This is a genomic window from Arthrobacter sp. TJ-270, assembly GCF_058269075.1.
The window spans coordinates 51,083-74,246 of record NZ_JBZCNB010000009.1 but is presented as its reverse complement, the minus strand read 5'-3'; the positions used below and the strand labels follow the sequence as shown (position 1 = coordinate 74,246).

The 23,164-nt window shown below is 64.2% G+C and carries 22 protein-coding genes; 7 read left to right on the top strand and 15 right to left on the bottom strand.

What is annotated here, in order from left to right; translation table 11 throughout:
- The 3 genes from hpaH to AC4D2M_RS14995 are packed head-to-tail and all read left to right on the top strand — an operon-like array spanning position 1 to position 3,098.
- Positions 1-786 carry a 2-oxo-hept-4-ene-1,7-dioate hydratase gene (gene hpaH / locus AC4D2M_RS15005; protein ID WP_490892693.1) on the top strand — a complete coding sequence of 262 codons (786 nt, stop codon included), beginning with the start codon at positions 1-3 and terminating at the stop codon, positions 784-786.
- Complete coding sequence (locus AC4D2M_RS15000; RefSeq protein ID WP_490892692.1) at positions 771-1,574, top strand: HpcH/HpaI aldolase family protein; 804 nt, start codon at positions 771-773, stop codon at positions 1,572-1,574. The genes hpaH and AC4D2M_RS15000 overlap by 16 nt, the downstream gene beginning before the upstream one ends.
- Positions 1,575-1,592: 18 nt before the next feature.
- Positions 1,593-3,098 (top strand): NAD-dependent succinate-semialdehyde dehydrogenase, encoded by a 1,506-nt coding sequence (locus AC4D2M_RS14995; RefSeq protein WP_490892691.1) that lies wholly within the window; start codon positions 1,593-1,595, stop codon positions 3,096-3,098.
- A 5-nt stretch (positions 3,099-3,103) separates the two neighbouring features.
- On the opposite strand, the gene AC4D2M_RS14990 is transcribed toward AC4D2M_RS14995, so the two are convergent.
- The 14 genes from AC4D2M_RS14990 to yczR all read right to left on the bottom strand — a co-directional run bounded on the left by AC4D2M_RS14990 (position 3,104) and on the right by yczR (position 18,361).
- Entirely contained in the window at positions 3,104-4,090 is a 987-nt protein-coding gene (locus AC4D2M_RS14990) for a 2-hydroxyacid dehydrogenase (protein ID WP_490892690.1), read from the bottom strand.
- A 2-nt stretch (positions 4,091-4,092) separates the two neighbouring features.
- The gene (locus tag AC4D2M_RS14985; RefSeq protein ID WP_490892689.1) at positions 4,093-5,259 is read right to left on the bottom strand and encodes a mandelate racemase/muconate lactonizing enzyme family protein; all 1,167 of its coding nucleotides are present in this window, start codon (positions 5,257-5,259) and stop codon (positions 4,093-4,095) included.
- Positions 5,256-6,347, bottom strand: a complete 1,092-nt coding sequence (locus AC4D2M_RS14980; RefSeq protein WP_490892688.1) for a tartrate dehydrogenase — start codon at positions 6,345-6,347, stop codon at positions 5,256-5,258. Before AC4D2M_RS14980 ends, AC4D2M_RS14985 begins: the two co-directional genes overlap by 4 nt.
- A 23-nt stretch (positions 6,348-6,370) precedes the next feature.
- Complete coding sequence (locus AC4D2M_RS14975) at positions 6,371-6,811, bottom strand: tripartite tricarboxylate transporter TctB family protein (protein WP_490892780.1); 441 nt, start codon at positions 6,809-6,811, stop codon at positions 6,371-6,373.
- A gap of 1 nt (position 6,812) precedes the next feature.
- Positions 6,813-8,378, bottom strand: coding sequence for a tripartite tricarboxylate transporter permease (locus tag AC4D2M_RS14970; RefSeq protein ID WP_490892687.1), 1,566 nt, complete (start codon positions 8,376-8,378; stop codon positions 6,813-6,815).
- Positions 8,379-9,380 carry a tripartite tricarboxylate transporter substrate binding protein gene (locus tag AC4D2M_RS14965; protein WP_490892686.1) on the bottom strand — a complete coding sequence of 334 codons (1,002 nt, stop codon included), beginning with the start codon at positions 9,378-9,380 and terminating at the stop codon, positions 8,379-8,381. It abuts the gene before it with no gap.
- 133 nt (positions 9,381-9,513) lie between these two features.
- Entirely contained in the window at positions 9,514-10,590 is a 1,077-nt protein-coding gene (locus AC4D2M_RS14960) for a tartrate dehydrogenase (protein ID WP_490892685.1), read from the bottom strand.
- Positions 10,591-10,658: 68 nt separating this feature from the next.
- Positions 10,659-11,552 carry a LysR family transcriptional regulator gene (locus tag AC4D2M_RS14955; RefSeq protein WP_490892684.1) on the bottom strand — a complete coding sequence of 298 codons (894 nt, stop codon included), beginning with the start codon at positions 11,550-11,552 and terminating at the stop codon, positions 10,659-10,661.
- Positions 11,553-11,571: 19 nt separating this feature from the next.
- The gene (locus AC4D2M_RS14950) at positions 11,572-12,567 is read right to left on the bottom strand and encodes an acyl-CoA thioesterase (protein ID WP_490892683.1); all 996 of its coding nucleotides are present in this window, start codon (positions 12,565-12,567) and stop codon (positions 11,572-11,574) included.
- 100 nt (positions 12,568-12,667) lie between these two features.
- The gene (locus AC4D2M_RS14945) at positions 12,668-13,762 is read right to left on the bottom strand and encodes a class I SAM-dependent methyltransferase (RefSeq protein ID WP_490892682.1); all 1,095 of its coding nucleotides are present in this window, start codon (positions 13,760-13,762) and stop codon (positions 12,668-12,670) included.
- Entirely contained in the window at positions 13,759-14,145 is a 387-nt protein-coding gene (locus AC4D2M_RS14940; RefSeq protein ID WP_490892681.1) for a hypothetical protein, read from the bottom strand. The genes AC4D2M_RS14945 and AC4D2M_RS14940 overlap by 4 nt, the downstream gene beginning before the upstream one ends.
- 155 nt (positions 14,146-14,300) lie before the next feature.
- A complete protein-coding gene (locus tag AC4D2M_RS14935) occupies positions 14,301-15,953 on the bottom strand; it encodes a helix-turn-helix transcriptional regulator (RefSeq protein ID WP_490892680.1) in 1,653 nt (550 codons plus the stop codon).
- 84 nt (positions 15,954-16,037) lie between these two features.
- Positions 16,038-16,862, bottom strand: a complete 825-nt coding sequence (locus AC4D2M_RS14930; RefSeq protein WP_490892679.1) for a PhzF family phenazine biosynthesis protein — start codon at positions 16,860-16,862, stop codon at positions 16,038-16,040.
- 83 nt (positions 16,863-16,945) lie between these two features.
- Positions 16,946-18,361, bottom strand: coding sequence for a MocR-like transcription factor YczR (gene yczR / locus AC4D2M_RS14925; RefSeq protein ID WP_490892678.1), 1,416 nt, complete (start codon positions 18,359-18,361; stop codon positions 16,946-16,948).
- Between the two features lie 61 nt (positions 18,362-18,422).
- On the opposite strand from yczR, the gene yczE reads away from it, so the two are divergent.
- From yczE to AC4D2M_RS14905, 4 genes are all read left to right on the top strand, one after another.
- Positions 18,423-19,013, top strand: a complete 591-nt coding sequence (gene yczE, locus AC4D2M_RS14920; protein WP_490892677.1) for a membrane protein YczE — start codon at positions 18,423-18,425, stop codon at positions 19,011-19,013.
- A 197-nt stretch (positions 19,014-19,210) separates the two neighbouring features.
- On the top strand, positions 19,211-20,329 hold the full coding sequence (locus AC4D2M_RS14915; protein WP_490892676.1) for a LolA family protein: 1,119 nt from the start codon (positions 19,211-19,213) through the stop codon (positions 20,327-20,329).
- A complete protein-coding gene (locus AC4D2M_RS14910) occupies positions 20,326-21,282 on the top strand; it encodes an ATP-binding cassette domain-containing protein (RefSeq protein WP_490892675.1) in 957 nt (318 codons plus the stop codon). The genes AC4D2M_RS14915 and AC4D2M_RS14910 overlap by 4 nt, the downstream gene beginning before the upstream one ends.
- A gap of 25 nt (positions 21,283-21,307) precedes the next feature.
- On the top strand, positions 21,308-22,141 hold the full coding sequence (locus tag AC4D2M_RS14905) for an ABC transporter permease (RefSeq protein WP_490892674.1): 834 nt from the start codon (positions 21,308-21,310) through the stop codon (positions 22,139-22,141).
- A 21-nt stretch (positions 22,142-22,162) separates the two neighbouring features.
- On the opposite strand, the gene AC4D2M_RS14900 is transcribed toward AC4D2M_RS14905, so the two are convergent.
- Positions 22,163-23,158, bottom strand: coding sequence for an adenosine deaminase (locus AC4D2M_RS14900; protein ID WP_490892673.1), 996 nt, complete (start codon positions 23,156-23,158; stop codon positions 22,163-22,165).
- Between the last annotated feature and the right edge of the window lie 6 nt (positions 23,159-23,164).

Here is a 23,164-nt window from a genome sequence, read left to right as displayed (position 1 = left end):
ATGCTGGATGATGCGACGATTGAGGCCATTGCAGACGAACTGGTGGAGGCCGGCCGCAGCCGGACCCCCATTGCGCGGCTGACCGCCCGCTACCCGGACATGACCGTTGAGGATTCCTACGCTGTCCAGCAGTTGTGGCGCCGCCGCAACGAGGAAGCCGGGCGCACCCTGGTGGGACGCAAGATCGGTCTCACGTCCAAGGCCATGCAGGCAGCCACCGGGATCACCGAGCCCGACTACGGTGCCATCTTCGATGACATGGTGCTGGAAACGGGCTGCTCGGTGGAGTGGGACAAGTACACCCACCCGCGGGTCGAGGTGGAGCTGGCGTTCGTGCTGAAGGACGGGTTGAAGGGCCCGGGCTGCACCATCTTCGACGTCCTGAACGCGACGGATTACGTGGTTCCGGCCCTCGAGATCCTGGATTCGAGGATCGAGATGGAGGGCCGGACCATCGTGGACACCATCTCGGACAACGCCGCGATGGGCGCCATGGTGGTGGGCGGCCGCCCGGTGAAGCCCGACGCCGTCGACCTCCGCTGGGTCGCCGCCATCCTCTACAAGAACCAGACCGTGGAGGAAACCGGCGTGGCAGCCGGTGTGCTGGACCACCCGGCAGCCGGCGTCCACTGGCTGGCCAACAAGATCGCCGCCCACGGGGACAGCCTCAAGGCCGGGGACATCATCCTCGCCGGTTCCTTCACCCGTCCCCTCTGGGTTTCCAAGGGCGACACCATCCACGCCGACTACGGACCACTCGGAGCTGTGACATGCCACTTCCACTAGAGACCACCTTCGGCGACGCGCTGGCCGCAGCCGACCGGCCGCTGGCGGGAATGTGGGTGTGCTCCGGCAGCCCGCTGATCGCAGAACTCTGCGCGGGCGCCGGCCTGGACTGGCTCCTCGTTGACGCCGAGCACAGCCCCAACGGACTCGAGTCCATCCTCGCCCAACTCCAAGCCACCCACGGCTACCCCGTCTCCACCCTGGTCCGCCCGCCCGTGAACGACACCGTGCTGATCAAGCAGTACCTGGACCTCGGTGTGCAGAACCTGCTCATCCCCATGGTCCACTCTGTCGCGGAAGCCGAGGCCGCCGTGGCCGCCACACGGTACCCACCGGAAGGCGTGCGCGGGGTCGGCTCGGCACTGGCCCGCGCGGCCCGCTGGAACCGGGTACCGGACTACCTGGCCCAAGCCTCCGACACCATCACCGTGACAGTGCAGATCGAATCCGCGGCCGCCGTCGACGCCGTGGAGGACATCCTCAAGGTCGACGGCGTGGACGCCATCTTCATCGGCCCCTCCGACCTCGCCGCGTCCATGGGCGTGCTCGGCCAGCAGGAGCACCCCGAGGTCCGCGCCGCCGTCGAACAATGCCTATCGGCTGCCAAAGCCGCCGGCAAACCGGCGGGCGTGAACGCCTTCAACCCCGATACCGCCCACCACTACCTGGACGCCGGGGCCGGCTTCATCCTGGTCGGTGCCGACGTCGCACTCCTGGCTCGGGGCTCCGAAGCCCTCGCCGCCCAGTACATCCCGGCACCCGACGGCGATACCCCCGCCAGCTACTGACCTTCCGAAGGGCAACCCATGACAGTTTCTCCAGCGCACTCCCCCGCCATCTCCTCTGAACGCGAAGCCCAGCTTCTCTCCACCGTGCCCACCGGCCTGCTCATCAATGGCCAGTGGCGGGACGCGTCCGACGCCGGCACCTTCGACGTGCACGACCCCGCCACCGGCGAGGTACTTGCGACTCTCGCTTCCGCGACCAGCCAGGACGCAGTAGCAGCACTCGACGCCGCCGACGCAGCGCAGACGTCCTGGGCGCGGACCGCCCCACGCGAACGCGCCGAGATCCTGCGCCGCGCCTTCGACCTGGTCACCGAGCGCGCCGAGGACTTCGCACTGCTGATGACACTGGAAATGGGCAAGCCGCTGGCCGAAGCACGCGGCGAAGTGACCTACGGCGCCGAATTCCTGCGCTGGTTCTCGGAGGAAGCCGTCCGCGACCACGGCCGCTACCTCACCACCCCCGAGGGCAAGAACAAAATCCTCGTCCAGCACAAACCAGTCGGCCCGTGCCTGCTCATCACACCGTGGAACTTCCCCCTGGCAATGGCCACCCGCAAAGTTGCACCCGCCGTCGCAGCCGGCTGCACCATGGTGCTCAAGCCCGCCAAGCTCACCCCGCTGACAGCTCAGCTGTTCGCCCAGACAATGCTCGAGGCCGGACTGCCCGCCGGAGTGCTCAACGTCGTCGCCTCCTCCAGCGCTTCCGGCATCTCCGGGCCGCTCTTAAAAGATTCCAGGCTGCGCAAGATCTCCTTCACCGGCTCAACACCGGTGGGCAAACGCCTCATCGCCGATGCCGCACAGAACGTACTGCGCACCTCCATGGAACTGGGCGGAAATGCGCCGTTCATCGTGTTCGACGACGCGGACCTCGACAAGGCCGTCGAAGGGGCCATGGCCGCGAAAATGCGGAACATGGGCGAAGCCTGCACCGCCGCGAACCGCTTCCTCGTCCACGAATCCATCGCCAAGGAATTCACCGCCAGGTTCGCCGCCGCCATGGAGACACTGACCACCGGGCGCGGCACCGAACCCGGAACCCAGGTCGGCCCCCTCATCGACGGAAACGCCCGGGACGACATACACGCCCTCGTCACCGCTGCTGTCGACGCCGGAGCCACAGCCGTCACCGGCGGCTCACCCCTGGACGGGGCCGGCTACTTCTACCCACCAACGGTCCTCGCTGACGTGCCCAACAACGCCGACATCCTCCGTCAGGAAATCTTCGGACCCGTAGCCCCCGTCACAACCTTCACCACCGAAGAAGACGCCATCCGCCTCGCCAACGCCACCGAATACGGCCTGGCCTCCTACCTATACAGCAAAGACTTCAACCGCCTCCTGCGCGTAGCCGAACAAATCGAATTCGGCATGATCGGATTCAACGCCGGCGTCATCTCCAACGCCGCCGCCCCCTTCGGCGGCGTCAAACACTCCGGCCTCGGCCGCGAAGGCGGCACCGAAGGAATCACCGAATACACCACCACCCAATACATCGGACTCGCCGATCCGTACGCGAGCTGACGTCGCTAGCGATCCGCCATCTCCGGGATCGGTGTGAGTGGCGGCTGGCCGTCGAGTACAGCCAGGATATTGTCAACGGCGTGATCGACCATTCGAGCACGTGTGGCCTCGGTCGCCGACCCTACGTGCGGCAGCGCAGCAATGCGCGGGTGGCGCAGTAGCGGATTGTCCGGGTCCCGGACAGGTTCTACATCGAAGACGTCCAGCCCTGCGGAGTGGATCTCGCCGTCGTCAAGCGCCTGGAGCAGGGCCTGCGTGTCAACCACCGGTCCGCGCGCGGTGTTGATGAGCGTGGCCGTGCGTTTCATTCGGGCGAGTTCCGCGGCACCGATCAGCCCCTTCGTTTCCGTTACGAGCGGCACATGCAGGGACACGATGTCGGAGCGCTCAAGCAGTTCCGTCCATTCCACAGCCGAGGACAGCTCGGTGGTCCCGGTGCGTGAAAGGCTGTGGAGCACCGTCATACCGAAGCCTGCCGCCCGGCGGGCGACTGCCTGGGCAATCTGGCCGAAGCCCACAAGGCCGAGGGTCGCTCCGGTGACGTCGAGTCCCAGGTGTTCGTCGAACCGTGACCGCTTCCACCGCCCTTCGCGCAAATCCTCGGCTGCCGGAAACAGGAGCCGGCGCGCCAGAAACATCAATGCGAAGGTGGTGTCCGCCGTCGTCTCGTGCAGTACGTTGGGCGCGTTGGTGATCATGATCCCGGCGTCCAGTGCAGCGGCGACGTCGACGGCGTCGTACCCGGCGCTGGGCAGGGCGATGATCCGCACGCTTCCGCGCACCGCTTCAAGGAGGTCCCTGTCCACTCTGGCATAAGGCGCCAACACAGCATCGGCACCCCGGACCAGTTCGCGGAGCGCCTCGCCGGCGGCGGGCACGTCGTCGTCGGGCCAGAGGACCACGTCGGCGTACTCACGCAGCCGGTCGAGTCCCCCTCCCGGGAGGGAGGAACGGGTGACGGCCACACGGGGACAGGCCTGGGGAGCGACCATATTCAGTCGCTCAGCGAGCGCATGACCTGGTAAAGGTCACTCTTGCCCTCAAAGCCGATTCCGGGAAGGTCCGGCATGGTGATGTAGCCGTCCTCCACCTCCACTCCATCCGGGAAGCCGCCGAAGGGCTGGAAGAGATCCGGGTAGGACTCATTGCCGCCGAGCCCCAGGCCGGCCGCGATGTTGAGCGACATCTGGTGTCCCCCATGCGGGACGCAGCGTGTCCGGGACCACCCGTGCTCCTCGAGCATGGAAAGGGTGCGCAGGTACTCGACGAGTCCGTAGCTCAGTGCACAGTCGAACTGCAGCCAGTCCTTGTCCGGTCGCAGCCCACCGTAGCGGATGAGGTTGCGCGCATCCTGCATGGAGAACAGGTTCTCACCGGTTGCCAGCGGCTTCGCGTAGGCGGCGGCGACCTCTGACTGGGCCTCATAGTCCAGTGGGTCCACGGGCTCTTCATACCAGAAGAGATCGTAGGCGGAAAGCGCTTCGGCGTACTCGATGGCCGTCTTCTGATCAAAGCGGCCGTTGGCGTCAACTGCAAGGCTCTGACCGGGACTGAGCATGCCCATCACGGCCTCGATGCGTTGCAGGTCTTCGGCCAGTGGGGCACCGCCGATCTTCGCCTTGACCGTCGTGTAGCCGCGGTCGAGGTAGCTCTGCATCTCATCGCGCAGCCCCTGGATGCCGCGCCCGGGCTGGTAATAGCCACCCGCTGCGTAAACAAACACTCTGTTGTCAGCCTGGTTGTTCCCGTAACGCTCGGCCAGCAAACGGAAGAGCGGCTTTCCTTCGATCTTGGCCACGACGTCCCAGATTGCCATGTCCAAAGTCCCGACGGCGACGGAACGTTCACCGTGTCCGCCCGGCTTCTCGTTGGCCATCATGACGTCCCAGATGAGGGAGGGGTCAAAGTTGTCACCGGTTTCGTCGAGCAGGTCTTCCGGACGGGCTTCCATGATGCGGGGAATGATGCGCTCGCGCATCAACGAGCCCTGCCCGTACCTGCCGTTGGAGTTGAAGCCGTAACCGACCACCGGTTGCCCGTCGCGCTCGACGTCGGTGATCACGGCGACCAGGCTCAGCGTCATCTTGGTGAAGTCGATGAAAGCGTTCCGGATGGAGGAACTGATCGGGAGGGTCTCCTCGCGGATCTCTACAATTCTCATTTTCCAACTCCTGCATTGGTCAGGGATTTGAAGGCGGAAACCAGGGCATCGGACACCTCGTCCGTGGTTGCCGTTCCGCCGAGGTCAGGGGTTCGGACTTCGGTTTCGGTGAGGACATGTTCCATGGCGGCAATCAGGTCCCGTCCGGCGTCCTCGTGACCGAGGTGGTCAAGCATCATGGACGCCGCCCACACCTGGCCCAGCGGATTGGCCTTCCCCTGCCCCGCGATGTCCGGAGCCGAGCCGTGGACCGGCTCGAACATCGACGGAAACTCCTTCTCCGGGTTCAGGTTGGCCGACGGCGCAATGCCGATGCTGCCGATGATCGCTGCGCCGAGGTCGGTGAGGATGTCACCGAAGAGGTTGGAGGCGACGACGACGTCGAACCGGGCGGGGTCGAGGACGAACAGCGCCGCGAGAGCATCGATGTGGTACTCGGACACCGTGAGGTCCGGGTGGTCCTTCGCGAGATTGCGCAGGATCTCGTCCCAGAACGGCATGGTGTGGATGATGCCGTTGGACTTGGTCGCCGAGGCCAGGATGCCCTTGCGCTGTTCGGCGAGGTTGATCGCGTAGTTCATTGCGCGCTCTACCCCGAACCGGGTGAAGATGGATTCCTGGATGGCCATTTCCTGCGGCATGCCGCGGTACAGGCGGCCACCGCTCTCGGAATACTCGCCCTCGTTGTTCTCCCGGACCACCAGGAAGTCGATGCCGCCGGCGGGCACCTTCCGCAGCGGGCTTTCGATTCCGGCGAGCAGCCGGACCGGGCGAAGGTTGATGTACTGCCGGAACGCACGACGGATGGGAATCAGCAACCCCCACAGCGACACATGGTCCGGTACCCCTGGAAAACCAACCGCTCCGAGGAAAATCTGGTCGCACCCGGCAAGCTGCTCAATGCCGTCCTCCGGCATCATCCTGCCGGTGCGGGAGTAGTACTCACACCCCCATTCGAACTCCTGCCAGTCGAAGCTGAAGCCGTAACGCTGTCCTGCGAGTTCGAGAAGCTTCTGCGCGGGCGGCATCACCTCGGTGCCGATGCCGTCGCCCGGGATGACGGCAATGCGGTAGCTGGCATTTGTCACGATGAAATCCTTCGGTTTGAAATTTACAGGGAGAATTCAGGCAGGCTGACGAAGAGGACCTGCGTGAAGGCGAGGTAGAACAGCACCACCACAACGACGGCGACGCCGAAGTCGAGGAGGACGTTCTTCCAGGTGGGACGCGAAGTCCGCATGAGCACGGCTACGAGGGTAAAGAACAGGATGCCGCCGTAGAGGTAGCCGAGAATCGGCAGGGAAGCCACCCAGGCGACCAGCAGCACCAGCGCCCGGCCGAGGTCTTTGTAGCCGAGCCGTCCGGTGTCGTGCCAACCGGTTTCACGGTCGCGCCAAAGGACTCCACGCGCGACGAGCAGCAGCCCAAGAACGGCCAGGACGAACAGGACAGCATCCGGGAAGATTCCGCCGTATTCGCTGGAGTAGCTGCGCTGGACCCAGAAGATCAGGCAGACCAGAAGGACTACGGCACCGCCGATGATGTTTCCCATATCAGTCACCCTCTCCAGTGTCGGGGCGTTGCGTGACCGGCGTGGCGGCCTTGTCGCCTGTCGCCGCCGTCGTCTTCGCTGCCCGTCGCTTCTGCAGGAGGGGCCAGAGGACCGAGACGAGGCACATGGCGATCAGCACAAGGCTGATGGGCCTGGTGAAGAACGTGGTCCACGGAAGAGCTGCGCCCGACGAGGTGAGGAGGCCCTGGACCAGGCCCGTCTCGGCGATGGTACCGAGGACCAGGCCGAGCACGATCGAAGCTCCACCGATGCCGACCCGCTGGAGCAGGTAGGCGGAGATACCGAGCGCGAGCATGATGAACACATCCACTACCGAGCTCCGAATGGCGTACGCGCCGATGATGGTCAGCACGGTGATGCCCGGCGCGAGGTAGCGCACGGGGAGCGCCATCACTCCGCGTTGCAGACCGCGGCCTGCAACGAGCCCGACCGGCACCATCATGACCGCGGATACTGCCAGCGCGATGATGAAGGTGTAGACCAGCGGCCCCGAGGTTGTGAAGAGCTCCGCACCGGGCCGCAGACCGTGGAGGAGGAGGACGCCGAGGATGATCGCATCCGGCGGCGTACCTGGAACGCCCAGCGTCAGTGTCGGGATGAACCCGCCGCCGACCGTACCGTTGTTGGCTGATTCGGATGCGACGACGCCGTCGATCTCCCCCTCGCCGAACGTCTCCGGGTGCTTGGAGGCGCGCTTCGCCTCGTTATAAGCCACGAGGTTTGCGACGCTGCCACCGGCACCCGGCAGGATTCCCACGAGGGTGCCGATGATGCCGGACCGGACAAGATTGACGGGGCGGCTCAGGATGTCCTTGAGCATGCCGCCCAGCCGGTCTTTCTGCCGGGTCTCGTCCACCATGTGCGCGTCGCGGGTACGCAGGGCGATAAGGCGAATGACTTCGGGGACGGTGAACAACCCGATCAGCGCCGGCACCAGCGGGATACCTCCCTGCAGCATGGGTTCACCGAAAGTGAAACGGACGTCGCCGCCGACCGGTGCAATACCGACGGTGGCCAGGAGCAGTCCGAGGAGTCCGCCGATGAGTCCCTTGAGCAGGGAGCCGGAGGCGAGGCTGGCGATGATCGTGAGGCCGAAGACCGCTACCCAGAAGTATTCCTGCGGGCCGAACCGCAGCGAGAACGACGCCAAGGGCGGTGCGAGGAAAATCAGCGCGATGACACCGATGATGCCGCCGACGAATGACCCCATGGTGGCGCCGACAATTGCATACTCGCTGCGTCCCTTCCGGGTGAGCGGATACCCGTCAAGGGCGGTCGCGATCGAAGACGGTGTTCCCGGTGCGTTGACCAAGATGGCTGTGAACGCACCACCATAGATGGCGCCCATGTAAAAGGCGCCGAGGAGGACCAAACCGGAGGTTGGATCCATGGCGAAGGTGAAGGGGACCAGCAGTGCCACGCCCATGGTGGCGCTCAATCCCGGCATTGCCCCGAGAGCCATGCCGCTCAAGGTGCCGATCAGCACCAGGAGCAGCATCGACGGGGCAAGGTTGGCGAGCAGCCCTTGCCCGAGTACCTCGAACATTTACGGGACCAGATCCAGCCTGGTCAGCAGGTCTTCGTAGACCGCCGTCCGCTCTTCGGTGAGTTCGACAGCCTCTTCAGGGCCGAAATTCTCAAGAACAAAGGCCTGCTCCTCGAAAGCCGCTACGAGCTCGGGATCCTGGTTCACCTCTTCAAACGCGTCGGCCAGCTTCTGCACGATGTCATCAGGAGTGTCCTTGGGTACCGATACGCCGCGGTAGGCGCCGTCGACGAGGTCATGGCCCTGTTCAGCGAACGTCGGGACATCCGGCAGTCCCGGCATGCGCTCCTCGGTGGCGACCGCGATGGCACGCACCTGATCGCCAAGCTGGGAAATTTGCGGGGTGTAGGACATCAGTGCGTCGACGTGCCCCCCGAGGAGGGCAGGCACCGCGGTGCCCGTGCCGGAGAACGGTGTGTACGTGACATCAATGCCGGCCATATCGTTCAGCATGAGCGTGCCAATGTGGTTGGCGCTGAAGTCACCGCTGCCGCCGACGGACATGGCGCCGGGGTTCTCCTTGGCCGCCGCGATGAAGTCGTCCAGGGTCTGGATGTCGCTGTCAGCCGGCACCAGCAGCGCGTTCGGGGTGCTCTGGAAGATGTAGACCTGCTTGAGGTCCTCGGTCTCGTAGCCGGCGTCATCGCGCAGCATCGGCTGCAGAATGATGTGCGGAAGGTTGCTGCCCATGAACTTGTAGCCGTCCGGCTCCATACGCGTGAGCTCGGACCAGCCGAGCGCTCCGCCGCCGCCGGGCTTGTACGAGATGTTAACAGTCTGCCCGAGTACCTCAGCCAGCTTCTCCTGCTGCAGGCGCGCCGTGATGTCGGACTCTCCACCGGCGTCGAAGGGCAGGATGTATTCGAGGCGTTTCTGCGGGAAATCATCCGCCGCTCCTCCGCCGGCCTCACCGCCTCCCCCACCTCCTCCACCACAGCCGGTCGCTGCGAGTGCGACGGCGATCGTTCCGACGATGGATGCGAGCATACGGCGGCTTTTCATCTTTACCTCCATTGGTAAGAGTTGGCGCTTCGTTGGTGGTGCGGGTTCGATTCGGATGGGTTAGCCGGTACTACGCTGTGCCACTACTGTGATGTGCGTCACCTTGGTGCACATACTGTTCACGGTGGACCTGTTACTTAAGGAAGTCAATGATGGCGTCGGTGACGTCATCGGTCGTGGCCGAGCCGCCCAGGTCCTTCGGCAGGAGCCCGGAGGCGGTAGTGGAGCGGATCGCCTCGGCGAGATTCCTCGCCTCATCGGTCAGACCGAAATGCTCCAGCATCAGGCCGGCACTGGCGATGGCTCCGATGGGATTAGAAATGCCCTGGCCGGCGATATCCGGTGCGGAGCCGTGCACAGGCTCGAACATGCTGGGAAAACGCCGCTCGGGGTTGTAATTTGCGCTACTGGCAAGACCAAGGCTACCGGCGAGGGCACTGCCAAGGTCGGAAAGAATGTCAGCGTTCAGGTTGGACGCAACCACAACTGAAAGCTCTTCAGGCTTCAGCACGAATTTGGCTGCCATGGCGTCGACAAGGACGCTCTCGGTTTGAACATCAGGGTAATCCTTGGCAACCCGCTTGAAGACGTCATCCCAGAGCACCATCCCGTATTGCTGGGCGTTGCTCTTCGTGACGCTGGAGAGCTTCTTCCGGTCACGCGTACGAGCGATCTCAAAAGCGAACCGGATGATCCGCTCGCAGCCAACCTCAGTGAAGAGCGAGGACTGCACCGCAACCTCACCGCCCTGTCCCCGCGCACCGAGATTGCGTCCGCCAAGTCCTGCGTACTCGCCTTCACTGTTCTCGCGCACCACGATCCAGTCCAGTTCAGTGTCATCCGCCTTGCGGAGGGGACTGGTAACGCCGGGAAGAAAATGCACTGGCCGGACATTCGCCCACTGGTCGAATCCCTGGCAGATAGCCAGTCGGAGACCCCAAAGACTGACGTGGTCGGGCACCGTCGGCCAACCAACTGCACCGAAGTAAATTGCGTCGAAATCCTTCAGCTGGTCGAGGCCGTCGTCGGCCATCATGACGCCGTGTTCCGCGTAGTAGTCGGAGCCCCAGGGGAATTCCGTCCAGTCAAAGGAGAAGGCTCCATCGGAGTTCTTAGCGATCGCGTCGAGTACCTTCTGCCCCGCGGCGGTGACCTCCTGACCGATGCCATCGGCGGGTATGGCTGCAATGCGAAATGCCTGTGGAGTCATGGTGCGAGACTAGGCCAGATCGTGACAGATGTCTCAGACCTAGATCCTCTTCGGGCTATAGGTTCAGCCTATAACGCCTTGTCAGCAACATACTGGCGGACTACGGCTGCGAAGGCCTCGGCTGCGGGAGTGAGCGGCCCCGTTCGGTAGGCCAACGTCACCTGGAGCGTGTGTGTGGGTTCAAGGTGCATGACGGCGGCACCGCTTTTTCGGGCGAAGTCAGCCCAGGCGGCGGCGAGCACTGCCACTCCCGCTCCTGCGAGCACGAGCGGCAGGACCGCCGTCCGGTGGGCAACTTCAACCGCCACGGTGGCGTCGACGCCGCTGGCCAGGATCTCGTCCACAACCAGCCTCATGACACTTCCCTCCTGGGAGGTGATGAACCTCTGCCCGGACAGCTCCCGGTAGTGCACCACCGATCCGTCTTTGAAGGGTTGGCCGTGAAGCCCAATCAGCACCATGGCTTGTTCCTCGACCGGCTCCAGCTGAATGCCGGCAGGTGGACGGAAGCCGGCACTGCCGAAGAGGCCAAGTTCGCATTTGCCGCTACCAAGAAGACGCATGACGTCGTCTCCTGTGTACGCCGAGTGTGCGCTGATTGTCATCCCGGGGTGGAGTTGCCCGAAACGCACTGCGATTGTTCTGAACGGCTCCACCGACTGCGACGGCATGAGGGCGAGATCCACCAGTCCGGCCTCCTTGCCCCGGAGGGCGCCGACCGTGGAACGGAAAGAATCGAGGTCACGGACTGTTCTCCGCGCGGGTTCTATGAGCGCGCGGCCCGAGGCGCTCACTACGACACTGCGGCCCGTGCGGTGAAAGAGCTGCACTCCCAGCTCCCGCTCAAGGGCCAGCACTGCCTGGGACAGCGAGGGCTGGGCGACGTGCAGCGCCGCTGCGGCCCTGGCGAAACCGCCGTGGTCGACGACGCCGAGAAAATACTTCAGGTGCCGGATGTCCATGAGCCAATCCTGCCCGACGCTACTCCGAGAGGTGGCTTGGCAAGCTGCTCCCCGGCGCTCGACCCCGGATCTCAAGCAGCTCACGGGCGTGCGCTGCGAGCCGCTCGTCCTCGTCGGAGCGTGGTATCCACGGCGGAACGGGCACCGCGGTGCCGCTCTCGTCGCGCGCGACCATCACGGTGAGGCAGTAGGTGGTGAGTTGCATGTCCCGCCCGGTGGGCTTACCGGAACGGACATGGACGGCGATGTGCATGCCCTTGTTGCCCGTGTAGACCAGGCGTGCCTCCACCTCGACCAGGTCACCGATCAGCAGCGGCCGGTAGAAGCGCACCCCGCCCGAGAAGACGGCCACTGTGTCCTGACCGCAGTAGCGCGTGGCGCAGATGTAGGCGGCTTCATCGATCCAGTCCATGACGGTGCCGCCGTGCACCTTCCCGCCCCAGTTCACGTCCGCGGGCGCGGCAAGGAAACGGAGGGTTACGCGTTCGGCGGTGCCGGCGTCGGTGTATTCCTGCCCGTTCATGGCGGCGACGATGGCATCGCGCACCTCGATCCGGGCAATTGCCTGGTCGCGCAGTTCGATCTCTTCGGGCGTCTCCGGTTGGAACTGCGGCACCGGTACGGGTTTGCCGTCCGGTCCCACGGCCACGAAGATCACGAGACACTGGCTGCGCATCGTCGCCTCTCCGCCTTTGACGTCCCCCGAGGAGACGATGGTGCGGATGTGGAGCGAGGACCTGCCGGTGTAGACGATGGTTGCTTCGACCTCGACCATGTCACCGACGTTCACCGGGTCGGCGAAGTGAATATTGCCGACGTACGCCGTCACGCAGTAGCTTTTCGCCCAGCCGACGGCGGCCGCGTATGCCGCTTTGTCGACCCATTCGAGGACTGTTCCGGCGTCCACCGAACCGCTGTGTCCGAGGTCCGTCGGCGCGGCGAGAAAGCGCAGCGTCACCGAATGCGGGTTGGGGCGGTCAGTCGTTTCGGCGCGTCCTCGCGTCCCGGTATCCATGGTTTTTACGGTAGCGGAAGGACACCTTTACTCACGGGTTGTGACTCCGCACGGATGGGGCCCTGGACATGCAGAGCCCCAGCCGAAATTTCCTAACTGGCTACTTCCAGGCAATGAAGTGGGAGTTGAAGGGATCCTCCTCCACATCCTTGCACTCGATGTCCCTGAATCCGGCTTCGGCCAGCATCGACAACGCCCGCTGTGTGCCCCAGACGGTGCCCAGGCCATCTCCGTCCAGCCCCAGGGAGACGCTCATGCAGTGAAAGGTCGAAATTGCGTACAAATAGCTGCCCCACGGGAGTTCGATATTGTCCTCCACGTTGCTGGATGCCTTGATGTCCGCCATCAGGAACAAACCGCCATCACGCAACGCACGATGTACGTTGCACAGCACAGCCGCGGGATGGGCCTGATCATGAATGGCGTCGAAAGCGGTCACTGCATCAAAGCGGGACTCGACATCCATCGTGGCAACGTCCAGCACCTCAAATGTCGCGTTATCCAGTCCCATTTGCTCCGCTTCCGCTCGGGCAGCCTTGATAGCACTCTCCGAGAAGTCGAAACCGGTGAACCGGCTGGCGGGGAACGCTTGTGCCATCAGGTTGATGGCATGGCCGTGGCCGCAGCCGATGTCCGCGACCTCGATACCGTCCGCGAGCCGCCCAACCAGTCCTGGAACGAGGGGAAGTATTCCCTCCACCAGTACTGCGTCGTGCACCGCGGCACTGGTTTCAGCCATGTTCCTGTGGAAGTGGGTGTACTCCGTATAGGCCAACCCACCTCCTCGGCGGAACCGCTCAATGATCTTCTGCTCCACTTCACCCATCATCGTGATGTGTTGCATCAGGATCGCCAGATTGTCCGGACCTGCAGCGCTGGTGATCACGGCTGCATGCTCCCTGGGGAGCCGGTACGTCCCGGCACCGGCGTCGTATTCAACCACCCGAGCCGCAGTCATTCCGTTCAGCCATTCACGGACATAACGTTCGTTGAGGTCGCTGGCGTCTGCAATCTGCTCACTGGTGGCGGCCGGTAGCGTTGCGAGGATGTCAAGCAAACCGGTCTGGTGGCCGATGCTGGTCAGCACCGCGATCGCGGCGTCGTTCAGAATGCCGACGAAGCGTCCGGCGAAGGCCTCGGCGGAGGCCTCGTCGAACGCGGCTTCGTCCCGCGCTTCCATCTGGTCGATGGTCATGATTTTTCTCCTATACGAATCGGTGTTGATAGGGATTGATACCCGGGTATCAGTGCGGCGTCGGACGGCCCGGACGCCTCGTCTGCGATCTTCTGTCCGAAGCGACCCCGGTGACCCCACCGGAGCGCGTGGCGCAGATACATCGCGAGCATGAAAGCCGTGCTGATGAGGTAGAAGGCGTGAAGTACCCAGATCGGTCCGGCAGGCAAGCTGTAGACGTAGACGGAATGAATCAGATTGCCCGTGTTGCTCATCAGCAGATTGGTCAGGCTGTAGGACGCAAGATCACGGGTCCGCACCGCCTTCAGGATCATCGGCATGACGCTGCAGGCAAAGATGACGGTGGAGATACCTCCTGCCAGGATTGCTAAATCAGCATTCATGACGTGTTCCTTCTTCGACGTTCGTGGGGATGATGCGTGTCCCACGTTACGAAGCAGGCGATACCCCCGGCGTCGGGCGGAATACTCAGTTTCCGCCGCGAAGCAATGGCGCAAACTATGCATGAACGCGCGCAAGGAGGTAGGTTCTGCGCGGGCTACATACTTGCGCCGCGGATTTCATCCGGGAGCGCACTGGAATGCAAACCATGTCCGTGCGCCCAGGCGGCCGCCGCCGTGCGGGAAGATACGCCTATCTTGACGAAGATGTTGGCCAGATGCCTGCCGACAGTTTTCTGGCTGATGAACAGGGCCTCGGCTGTCTCCTTGTTGGTTGCGCCTGCAGCAATGAGTGCGAGCACGTCTGCCTCCCGCCGGGTGAGGCCGCCGGGCAGCTGTCCTCCGTCGAGCCGCTGGATGTCCGGCAGCGCGCCGAGTTCACGATAGATGGCAAGGGCCGCCGCCAAATCCGCGGCCGCTTCTCCCGTCCGGCCCAACCCGCGGTGTGCCTGGCTCAGCAGTTCGTAGGTTCTGGCTGTTTCGTAGCGGGCATGCATCTCCCGGTATTCTCCGGCGGTGGCTTTCAGGATTGGCAGAGCTTCTCCATACTGCGACTGTGCGATCAGCAGTGCTGCCCGCGCCTGGCCGGCCCAGGCACGAAATCCCGTGGTGGCGAAGTCTTCTGCTGTTTCTTCGAGCTGTATGCACAGGCGGTTCGCCTCATCCATGAACCCGCGGGCAAGTGCGATCTCGACGGCGGACTGCAGTAGCCGTGCACAGGTCAGTCGATCCCTCCCTGCCAATGCTTCGCATAGTCCGGACCAGGCGGCATCTTTCTCTCCGGAAGCCTGCTGAAGCAGCGACTCCCCGGGCTGTGGATCGGTGCCCAGGCTTCGCGCCCTGGCATAGGCTTTGAAGGCTCCCGTAACGTTCCCCCGGAGCCGTCGCAGTTCACCCAATTGGTAGAAGGCCTCACCGGCTACCCAATTGTTGCGGCCCACAAGCTCCGATCCGCTTTGCTCGATTGCAGCTTCCGCGGCTTCCCAATCACCTTCGATGCTGGCCAACTGGAGCCGATGGATACGGCAGATCCCCGAATACACCACGTCACCTGAGAACTGTTCGCACCACTGCTCGGTTGCCCTGGTCCACGCACGCATCCGGTGAAGGTCACCGAGGTTGTGGCAGGCGTGAATGACGGTGCAATAGATCCCTCCGGCCCACTCCGGCAGGACCTGGCCGGCAAGGACAGGCAGCATGGCTTCGTCCAGCTGAGCGAAACCGGACGCGGTGTTGCCGTTGCTGATGTCCGAGAGCCCGGCAAGAACGAGACTGAATGAAGTCAATGCCGGGTTGCGCAGCCGACGCCCCAAATCCCGTAGTTTCACCGCGGCTTCCCGGGCCGCCGCTAAATTCCCGCTCTCCCAGGCGATTGCGGCATCCAGGTAGATGAGGTATCCGTGCTCCGGTCCTTCCGGAAGTTCCTGCAGGATCCGGCGCGCGCGGCTGATCCAGCCTGACGAGATGACAACATCGCCGCGAATGAGCCAGACCAGCCCGAGGTCCAGCGCCTTCATGGCAGCACCGGCGGCATCGCCGTCGTTTTCGAGCCTGTGGTAAACGTCTTCTGCGAGCTCCAGCGATTCCTTCACCTGCCCCAGCCACCACGCGGCGCTGCCCAGCAAGCTCAGGTCTTCAGCGGATAGTTCCGCCACCGCTCGGGCTTGCGAGAGGTCTCCGTAGGCAGCGCGCCAATCCCCCTGCGCATACGCGGTATGCGCAGCAGCCAGCAGTTGATCGAACTCCTGCATTCGAGCCTCCATCTCAACGGTAGCGCCGCTCTGACCGATGGTCGAGGGCCTGCAGTTCGCGCTGAGCGGGCGGCGCGGGGGTAGCTACAGCTCTGACGCGCTGCCCGTCACACAAACACGACCGTCGAGCGGGATCTCGACGTTTATCAACGAAGGCCGCCCCACCTCCGCGCCCTGTTCAACTTGGATCACGGCGGGTAACGCCAAGTGTCCACCTGCCCGAAGACAGAATCCGAGGCCTGCCGCAGCCGACCCGGTGGCAGGGTCCTCTCGGATGCCGCCGCGGGGGAACGGATTGCGGGAGATAAACCGGTCAGTTGAGACTCGGTGGACGACAGGGATGGTGCCGTCCCAACGCTCGCGGTCCTGAATGCGCAGAACCGCCTCGTCATCGTGGTTGAGCAAGGCCAGAACCCCTTCTTTCACGAAGACGATTGGATGCGGATTCCCTCCGCGCACGAACACCGCTGGTAAAGCGGGGTCGAGGTCGTCACTCGAGAGGCGGAGGGCGGCGAGCAACTGGTTCAACAGCTCGTCGCTTAGCGGGTCGACGACTGTGTCAACTGCAGTGAGGGTCGCGGAGTCAGACGAGACCCTCACGAGCACCTCTCCAACGTTCGTTTTGAGGGCCACGGCGGGTCCGGCGCCTCGCCGAGCAAGCGCGACTCCTGAGGCGATGGTCGCGTGTCCGCAAAAGGCGATCTCGTCGCGAGGCGTGAAGTAACGGATGTTCGCTGATGTAGACGTAACCGCGGTGAGAAACGCAGTTTCGCTGAACCCAAGTTCGGCCGCGATTCTCAGCATGTCGGCCCGGGAGAGCGCTTCGGCGTCGACGACGACCCCGGCAGGGTTGCCCGAACGCGGATTCGAGTCCGACGTGGTGAAGGCGCGGTACGTGAGGATCTCCATGATTGGAGATCCTACGGCCGCATCGGCCTGCTTCTCGCGGGCCAATTCGAGACGAGTGGCCCGCCCGGAAGGGAATAGACCGGCTAGACGAGGGCCGGTTCGAAATCTGTGCTCACCCTCCGGTCTGGTTCTACCAAGCGCCACGATTCCGTGAGGATATTCACCGCCCGGCGCGTTTCCTCCTCCGGGTAGCTGAAAGGGAGACGCAGGAAGCGCTCGAAGACGCCGCCTATGCCGAACCGGGGGCCGGCACCCAGCAGGAGGCCGCGGTCACGGGCTGCCAGGGCGAGCTGCGAGCTGACCGGTTGTCCAATATTGACCCAAGTCGTGAGTCCTCCTGAGACGTGCGGCACGTCCCACTGCGGCAGCCGTTCCCGCAGCATACCCTCAAGGCGGCGGCGTCCCTCGGCAAGCTGTACCTCCCGGAATCGTAGAAGTTCGTCGTAATTGCCGAGCATTTCAAGGGCGATGAGCTGCTCCAGAATAGGGGTGCCGAGATCATGTGCGTAGCGAGCTTGCTCAAGCCGTTGGATCAGATCCGACCCCGCGCGGATCCAACCGATCCGTATCCCTCCCCACACAGTCTTACCCATGGAACCGATGAGGACTGCAGGCCCGTAAGCGGCCAGCGGGGTTCCTGCCACACCGTCAATCCGTAGTTCGGCCATGGTTTCATCCGCCACCACCATCGAGCCGTATCGAGCAGCCATCACCATGAGACGCTCACGCTGGTGTCCCGGCATAACGGCTCCTGTCGGGTTGTGGAAGTCGGGCATGACGTAGGCGAGAGCCGGTCGGGCTCGGTGGAATGCCTGCTCCAGGCCGTCGTCGTCCCAGCCCTGCCGAGGATCCACAGCGACCGGGACCAGCCGGCGACCCGCGGACTTCAGAGCCTCGTAGGCGTGCGGATAACTTGGGGCCTCCACCAATACCGTGTCCCTGCGGCTCAGGAAAGTTCTCGCCACGAGGGAAATGGCATGCTGGGCCCCTAAAGTGACCATAATTTGCCCGGGCTCGGTCGGTACACCTCGCGAGGTGTACCGATCGGCGAGGGCGCGCCGGAGCCGAGGCAGTCCAAGCGGGTCATAGCCATTGCCACTGAAGTAGGCAACGAGCTCGCCTGCGGCCCGTGCTGCAGCTTCCCCGACCTGCGGGGCAGCAGGAAGGGCTGCCTTGCTGAAGTCGAGGGCAATAGTGGCGGGTCCGTCATCGTCCTCGGGGATTGCGCCGCGCCCGGGCATAGTGACAACGCTGCCCGAGCCACGCGTGCTTTCGAGGTAACCGGCCGCGCGGAGGCGCGCGTAGGCCGCCGCTACGGTGGTCCGGCTGGTGCCGAGCTCGGCGGCGAGTTCGCGTTCGGCGGCCAGCCTTGTGCCGAGGGGAATCCGCCCATCGAGAATGAGCAGGCGAATCCGGTTGGCGAGCGCAACATAGGCGGGACCATTCGCTCGCCAGGCACCGAGGTCAGCGACAAGTCGGCGCGCTGAGAGAACCATCATGGGGCCATGATCTCACAATTGGCATCTTGATACCGGGCCAATTGTTGGTTGCACTAGTCGTATGACCCTTCTCGGTGTCCGGCGCGGCACGCAACTCCTGACCGGTCTATTCCTCTACGGCTTCTCACTCTCCATGATGATCAGGGCAACCCTCGGCGTTTCACCGTGGGACGTCCTCGGGCAGGGATCATCGCTCCAGACGGGTATCCCCTTCGGCTTCATGACCAACATCATTGGGATGATCGTGCTGTTGTTCTGGATCCCGCTGCGGCAGAAGCCCGGCATCGGGACGGTCCTCAATGTTCTTCTCGTGGGCCCCAGCGCGGAAGTAGGCCTCGCGATCCTCTCAGCGCCTGACCCCTTAGGGGCGCGGATTCTGCTGTTTTCAGGCGGCCTCGTCCTCCTCGCCGTCGCCAGCGGACTCTACATCGGCGCGCGGCTCGGCCCGGGCCCACGCGACGGACTGATGACCGGACTTCACCAACGCCTCAGTTTGCCCATCTGGCTCGTCCGCACGGCCATCGAGGGCAGTGTCCTGCTACTCGGTTGGATACTCGGCGGCCCGGTGGGCCTCGGCACAGTGGCCTTCGCCCTGCTTATCGGACCAATGGTTAGCGTGACGCTGCCGATCTTCCGCATTCCCTCTACCTGAGAAGTTGTCGGGAGGTTAGGAAGGAATCGGGACCTGCCAGTCATGGGTAGTCCTGATGTAAGCGCTCGACTTCGGGAGTTGCCGGGTGCACTACTGGTGGGCTATTCGGGCCCAAATTCCAACCCAATTCTCAGGTTGCGGGTGTAGCGTGGCGCGAAGGATCCGTTCCGTACACCACCAGAACGAGGAAGTTTGTGATGACTCGTACAGGGCGAAAATCATGGCGTCAGTGGACTCCGGCAGCCGTCGCCGCCGGAGCGGTAGGCGCAGCGGCGCTCGTGGCTCCGTTCAGCGCCAACGCAGCGGTTGACCTTCCTGACAAGACTGCCGAGGAAGTCCTCGCGCTCATCCAGGAGAAGAACGCGGACGCGTTCTCCGGCACCGTGGAGCAGAGCTCCAACCTCGGCCTTCCTGACCTCTCCACCCTTGAGGCGACAGGCGGAGGCGGACGCAACAACGACGACGGCGAAACCTCACCGGCGAGCGCCGCCGTCGAACTTCTGACCGGCTCCCACACCGCCCAGGTATTCGTCAACGGACCGGAACAGGCACGCCTGCAGGTGCTCGACCGGCTCGAGGAACGCAACGTTATCCGCAACGGCGATGACCTCTGGTACTACAACTCGGATGAGAACGAAGCCATCCACGCCACCCTTGAGGGCCATGAAAAGCCCCACGGCGGAACCCACGCACCCAACGACGTCGCCGCGCATTTCCTCGCGAAGATCGAACCGTCCACCGAGGTCACCGTCGGGTCCGACCGCATGGTCGCCGGGCGCCCGGTCTACGATCTGGTTCTGACCCCGCGCTCAACGGAAACGCTCGTGGGTTCGGTGAGCATCGCTGTCGACGGGGAAACCGGCCTCCCGCTGGGCGTTACGGTGGCAACCGCCGGCAACGGTGCCCCGGCGTTCAGCTCCACCTTCACCAGGATCAGCTACGAGGAACCCGCCGCGGACGTATTCGCGTTCACCCCGCCGGACGGTGCCACCGTCACCGAGGTCGAGCACGACGACCACAAGCACGGACACGGGCGCTGGGACGGGCACAAGCACGGCCACATGCATGATCACGCCGACATGGATGCTGCAGCGGCAGATAAGCCGACCGTCGTCGGCGAAGGTTGGGACTCCGTCGTCATTGTTCCCGCCGGGCAGCAGGAGATCCCGGAAGAACTGATGCAGCTCAGCACACCGGTCAACGGCGGACAGCTTCTCTCCACTGCACTGGTGAACGTGCTGATCACCGACGACGGCCGCATCCTCGCCGGTTCAGTCACCGTTGAACGCCTGCAGGCAGTAGCCGCGCAAGCGTGAGCGGGGGCGCCGACCTCGTCATCGAGACAGCAGGCCTGACCAAGCGGTTGGGCGGACGGAATGTGGTCAACGGGATTGACCTCGCGGTGCCGCGGGGTTCGGTCTTCGGCTTCCTCGGTCCCAACGGGTCCGGGAAAACCACCACCATCCGAATACTCCTCGGCCTGGCGTCCGCCACCACCGGGGATGTCCGGGTGCTCGGTGAGTCCATCCCACGCGCACTCCAGGAGGTCCTCCCCCGCGTCGGAGCGCTCGTGGAAGGTCCGGGTTTCTATCCGTTCCTCTCCGGCACCGCGAACCTGCTCCGCCTCGACGCCGCCGACCGCTACGTCTCCCCCTCCACCCGTCGGCAGCGCGTCGAAACGGCACTCGACCGGGTCGGGCTCTCGCAGGCCGCGAACAAGGCGGTGGGCCGGTATTCGCTCGGCATGAAGCAGCGCCTCGGGATCGCGAACGCGCTCCTCACGCACCGGGACCTGATTGTCCTCGACGAACCCACCAACGGCCTTGACCCGCAGGGAACCCGCGAGGTCCGGCATCTCGTCCGTTCCCTGACGGAGGAGGGCACCACGGTGTTTGTCTCGAGCCACTTGCTCACGGAGGTGGAGCAGATCTGCTCACACGCCGCGGTGCTCAGCGCCGGCTCCCTGGTAGCGCAGGGCAGCCTGGAGGAACTGCGCCGCTCCGGCGAACCCCGTGTCCGCGTGGTCACCCCTGATGTTCCGGAGACCCACGCCGTCCTGCGGCGCCTCGGAACCACACCCGACGACGACGGCGCCCTCACCGGCGCGCACAGCGTCACCGCGCTGCTCCCCGCTGGCCTGCCGCCGGACCGCGTGGTGCGGGCCCTCGTCGAGGCGGACGTCCGGGTGAACGGCTTCACCGTGGATCAGGCAGGCTTAGAGGATCTTTTCGTTGCGCTCACCGGGGAGGGGTTCGACGTTGTCCAGTGACACAGCGGCTATCAGTGCAAGGACCGTGTCAACGCGGGGTAGGTCTTTCGGATGGCGTTTCCTCGCGTCCGAACTGTCCGTGCTTTTCCGGCGCCGCCGTACGTGGGCGCTGCTGGCCGCACTCGCCGCGATACCGGTGCTCATTGCCATTGCCGTGAGGCTTTCCTCCGGGCCGTCGCGGGGGCGTGGCCCGGCGTTCCTCGACCAGGTCAGCCAGAACGGACTGTTCGTCGCGGTCGTCGCGACCATCGTCGCCATCCCGCTTTTCCTGCCGTTGACGGTCGGTGTCGTCGCGGGCGACACCGTCGCCGGGGAGGCGAGCACCGGTACGCTGCGGTACCTGCTCATGTCTCCGGTGGCGCGGGGGCGGCTGCTGATCGTGAAGTATGTGGGCGCCGTCGTCTTCTGCCTGGCGGCCACCTTCACCGTAGCGGTGGTGGGCACACTCATGGGTGCGCTGCTGTTCCCGGTGGGGCCGGTGACCCTGCTGTCAGGCACGAGCATCGAGGTACCCGAAGCGCTGCTGCGCATTGCCCTGGTGTGCCTCTACGTGACGCTGTCCCTGTTGGGGTTGTGCGCCGTCGGGCTGTTCATGTCCACGCTCACCGACGTCCCCGTGGGAGCGATGGCTGCGACCGTGGTGGCCTCAGTAGTGAGTCAGGTAATCGGGCAGCTTCCGCAGCTGGAGTGGATCCACCCGTGGCTGCTCACCCAGTACTGGCTGGGCTTCGCGGACCTCCTGCGCGACCCGATTGTGTGGGACTCGTTTGCAGCGAACGCCCTGCTTCAGGCGGGCTACATTGTGGTGTTCGGTGCCCTCGCCTACGGTCGCTTCAGCACCAAGGACGTGCTCGCGTAAGGCTCCCGTCATCGCGGGGCACTACTGCCTTTCGGCCCGCCAGACCTCGATCTCGGCAAGAAGCTCCCTGCGGCGCATGTCCGTGATGAAGGCGGAGCGCACCGAGTTCGTGGCGAGCTGCGCCAGCTGATCATCAGTGAAATCGAAGACGGCCTGAAGTTGGGCGAAATTGTCATCCACATAACCGCCGAAATACGCGGGATCATCTGAGTTAACGCACACGTTCAGGCCGCGTTCCATCATGCGGGGCAGCGGATGATCGGCGAGCGTATCGACAGCTCGCAGACGCACGTTCGACAGCGGACAGACAGTGAGCGGCGTCTGCTCGGTCACCAGCCGTTCCACCAATTCCTCGTCCTCCATGCACCGGATGCCGTGATCAATCCGCGACACCTTCAGCAGATCGAGTGCCTCCCGGACGTACTCCGGCGGCCCCTCCTCCCCCGCATGGGCAATGCACTTCAGACCTGCCTCGTGGGCCCGCTCGTATAGGGCTACGAAGTCGCGCGGCGGATGGCCTACTTCCGCCGAATCCAGGCCGATGCCGATGATCGGAGCATTCTCCGCCAGCAGTTGCTCGAGTACTGCCAGCGCCTCCTCGGCTGGTTCATCACGCAGGAACGCGGCAATCAGTTCGGTGCTGATGCCGAACTCGTCCTCGCTGCCCTTCAGCGCGGATGCAACCCCGTTCACACAGGTGGCGAGTGAGATCCCGCGAGAGAGGTGTGCCTGCGGGTCCATCATGATCTCGGCGTGCCGGACACCCGCCGCCGCGGCGCGTGAAAGGTAGGCGCGGGTCATATCCGCGAAGTCCTGCTCCGTCTGCAGGACGGCCATGTTGTCGTAGTACAGGTTCAGAAAAGCCTGCAGATCGGCGAACTGGTACTGACGGCGCAGGTCTTCAACGTCGGCGTAGGGCAGCTTAATGCTGTTGCGCTCGGCGAGCGCGAAGATCAGATCCGGCTCCAGCGTCCCTTCAATATGCAGGTGCAACTCGGCCGTAGGCAACACAGACATGACAGC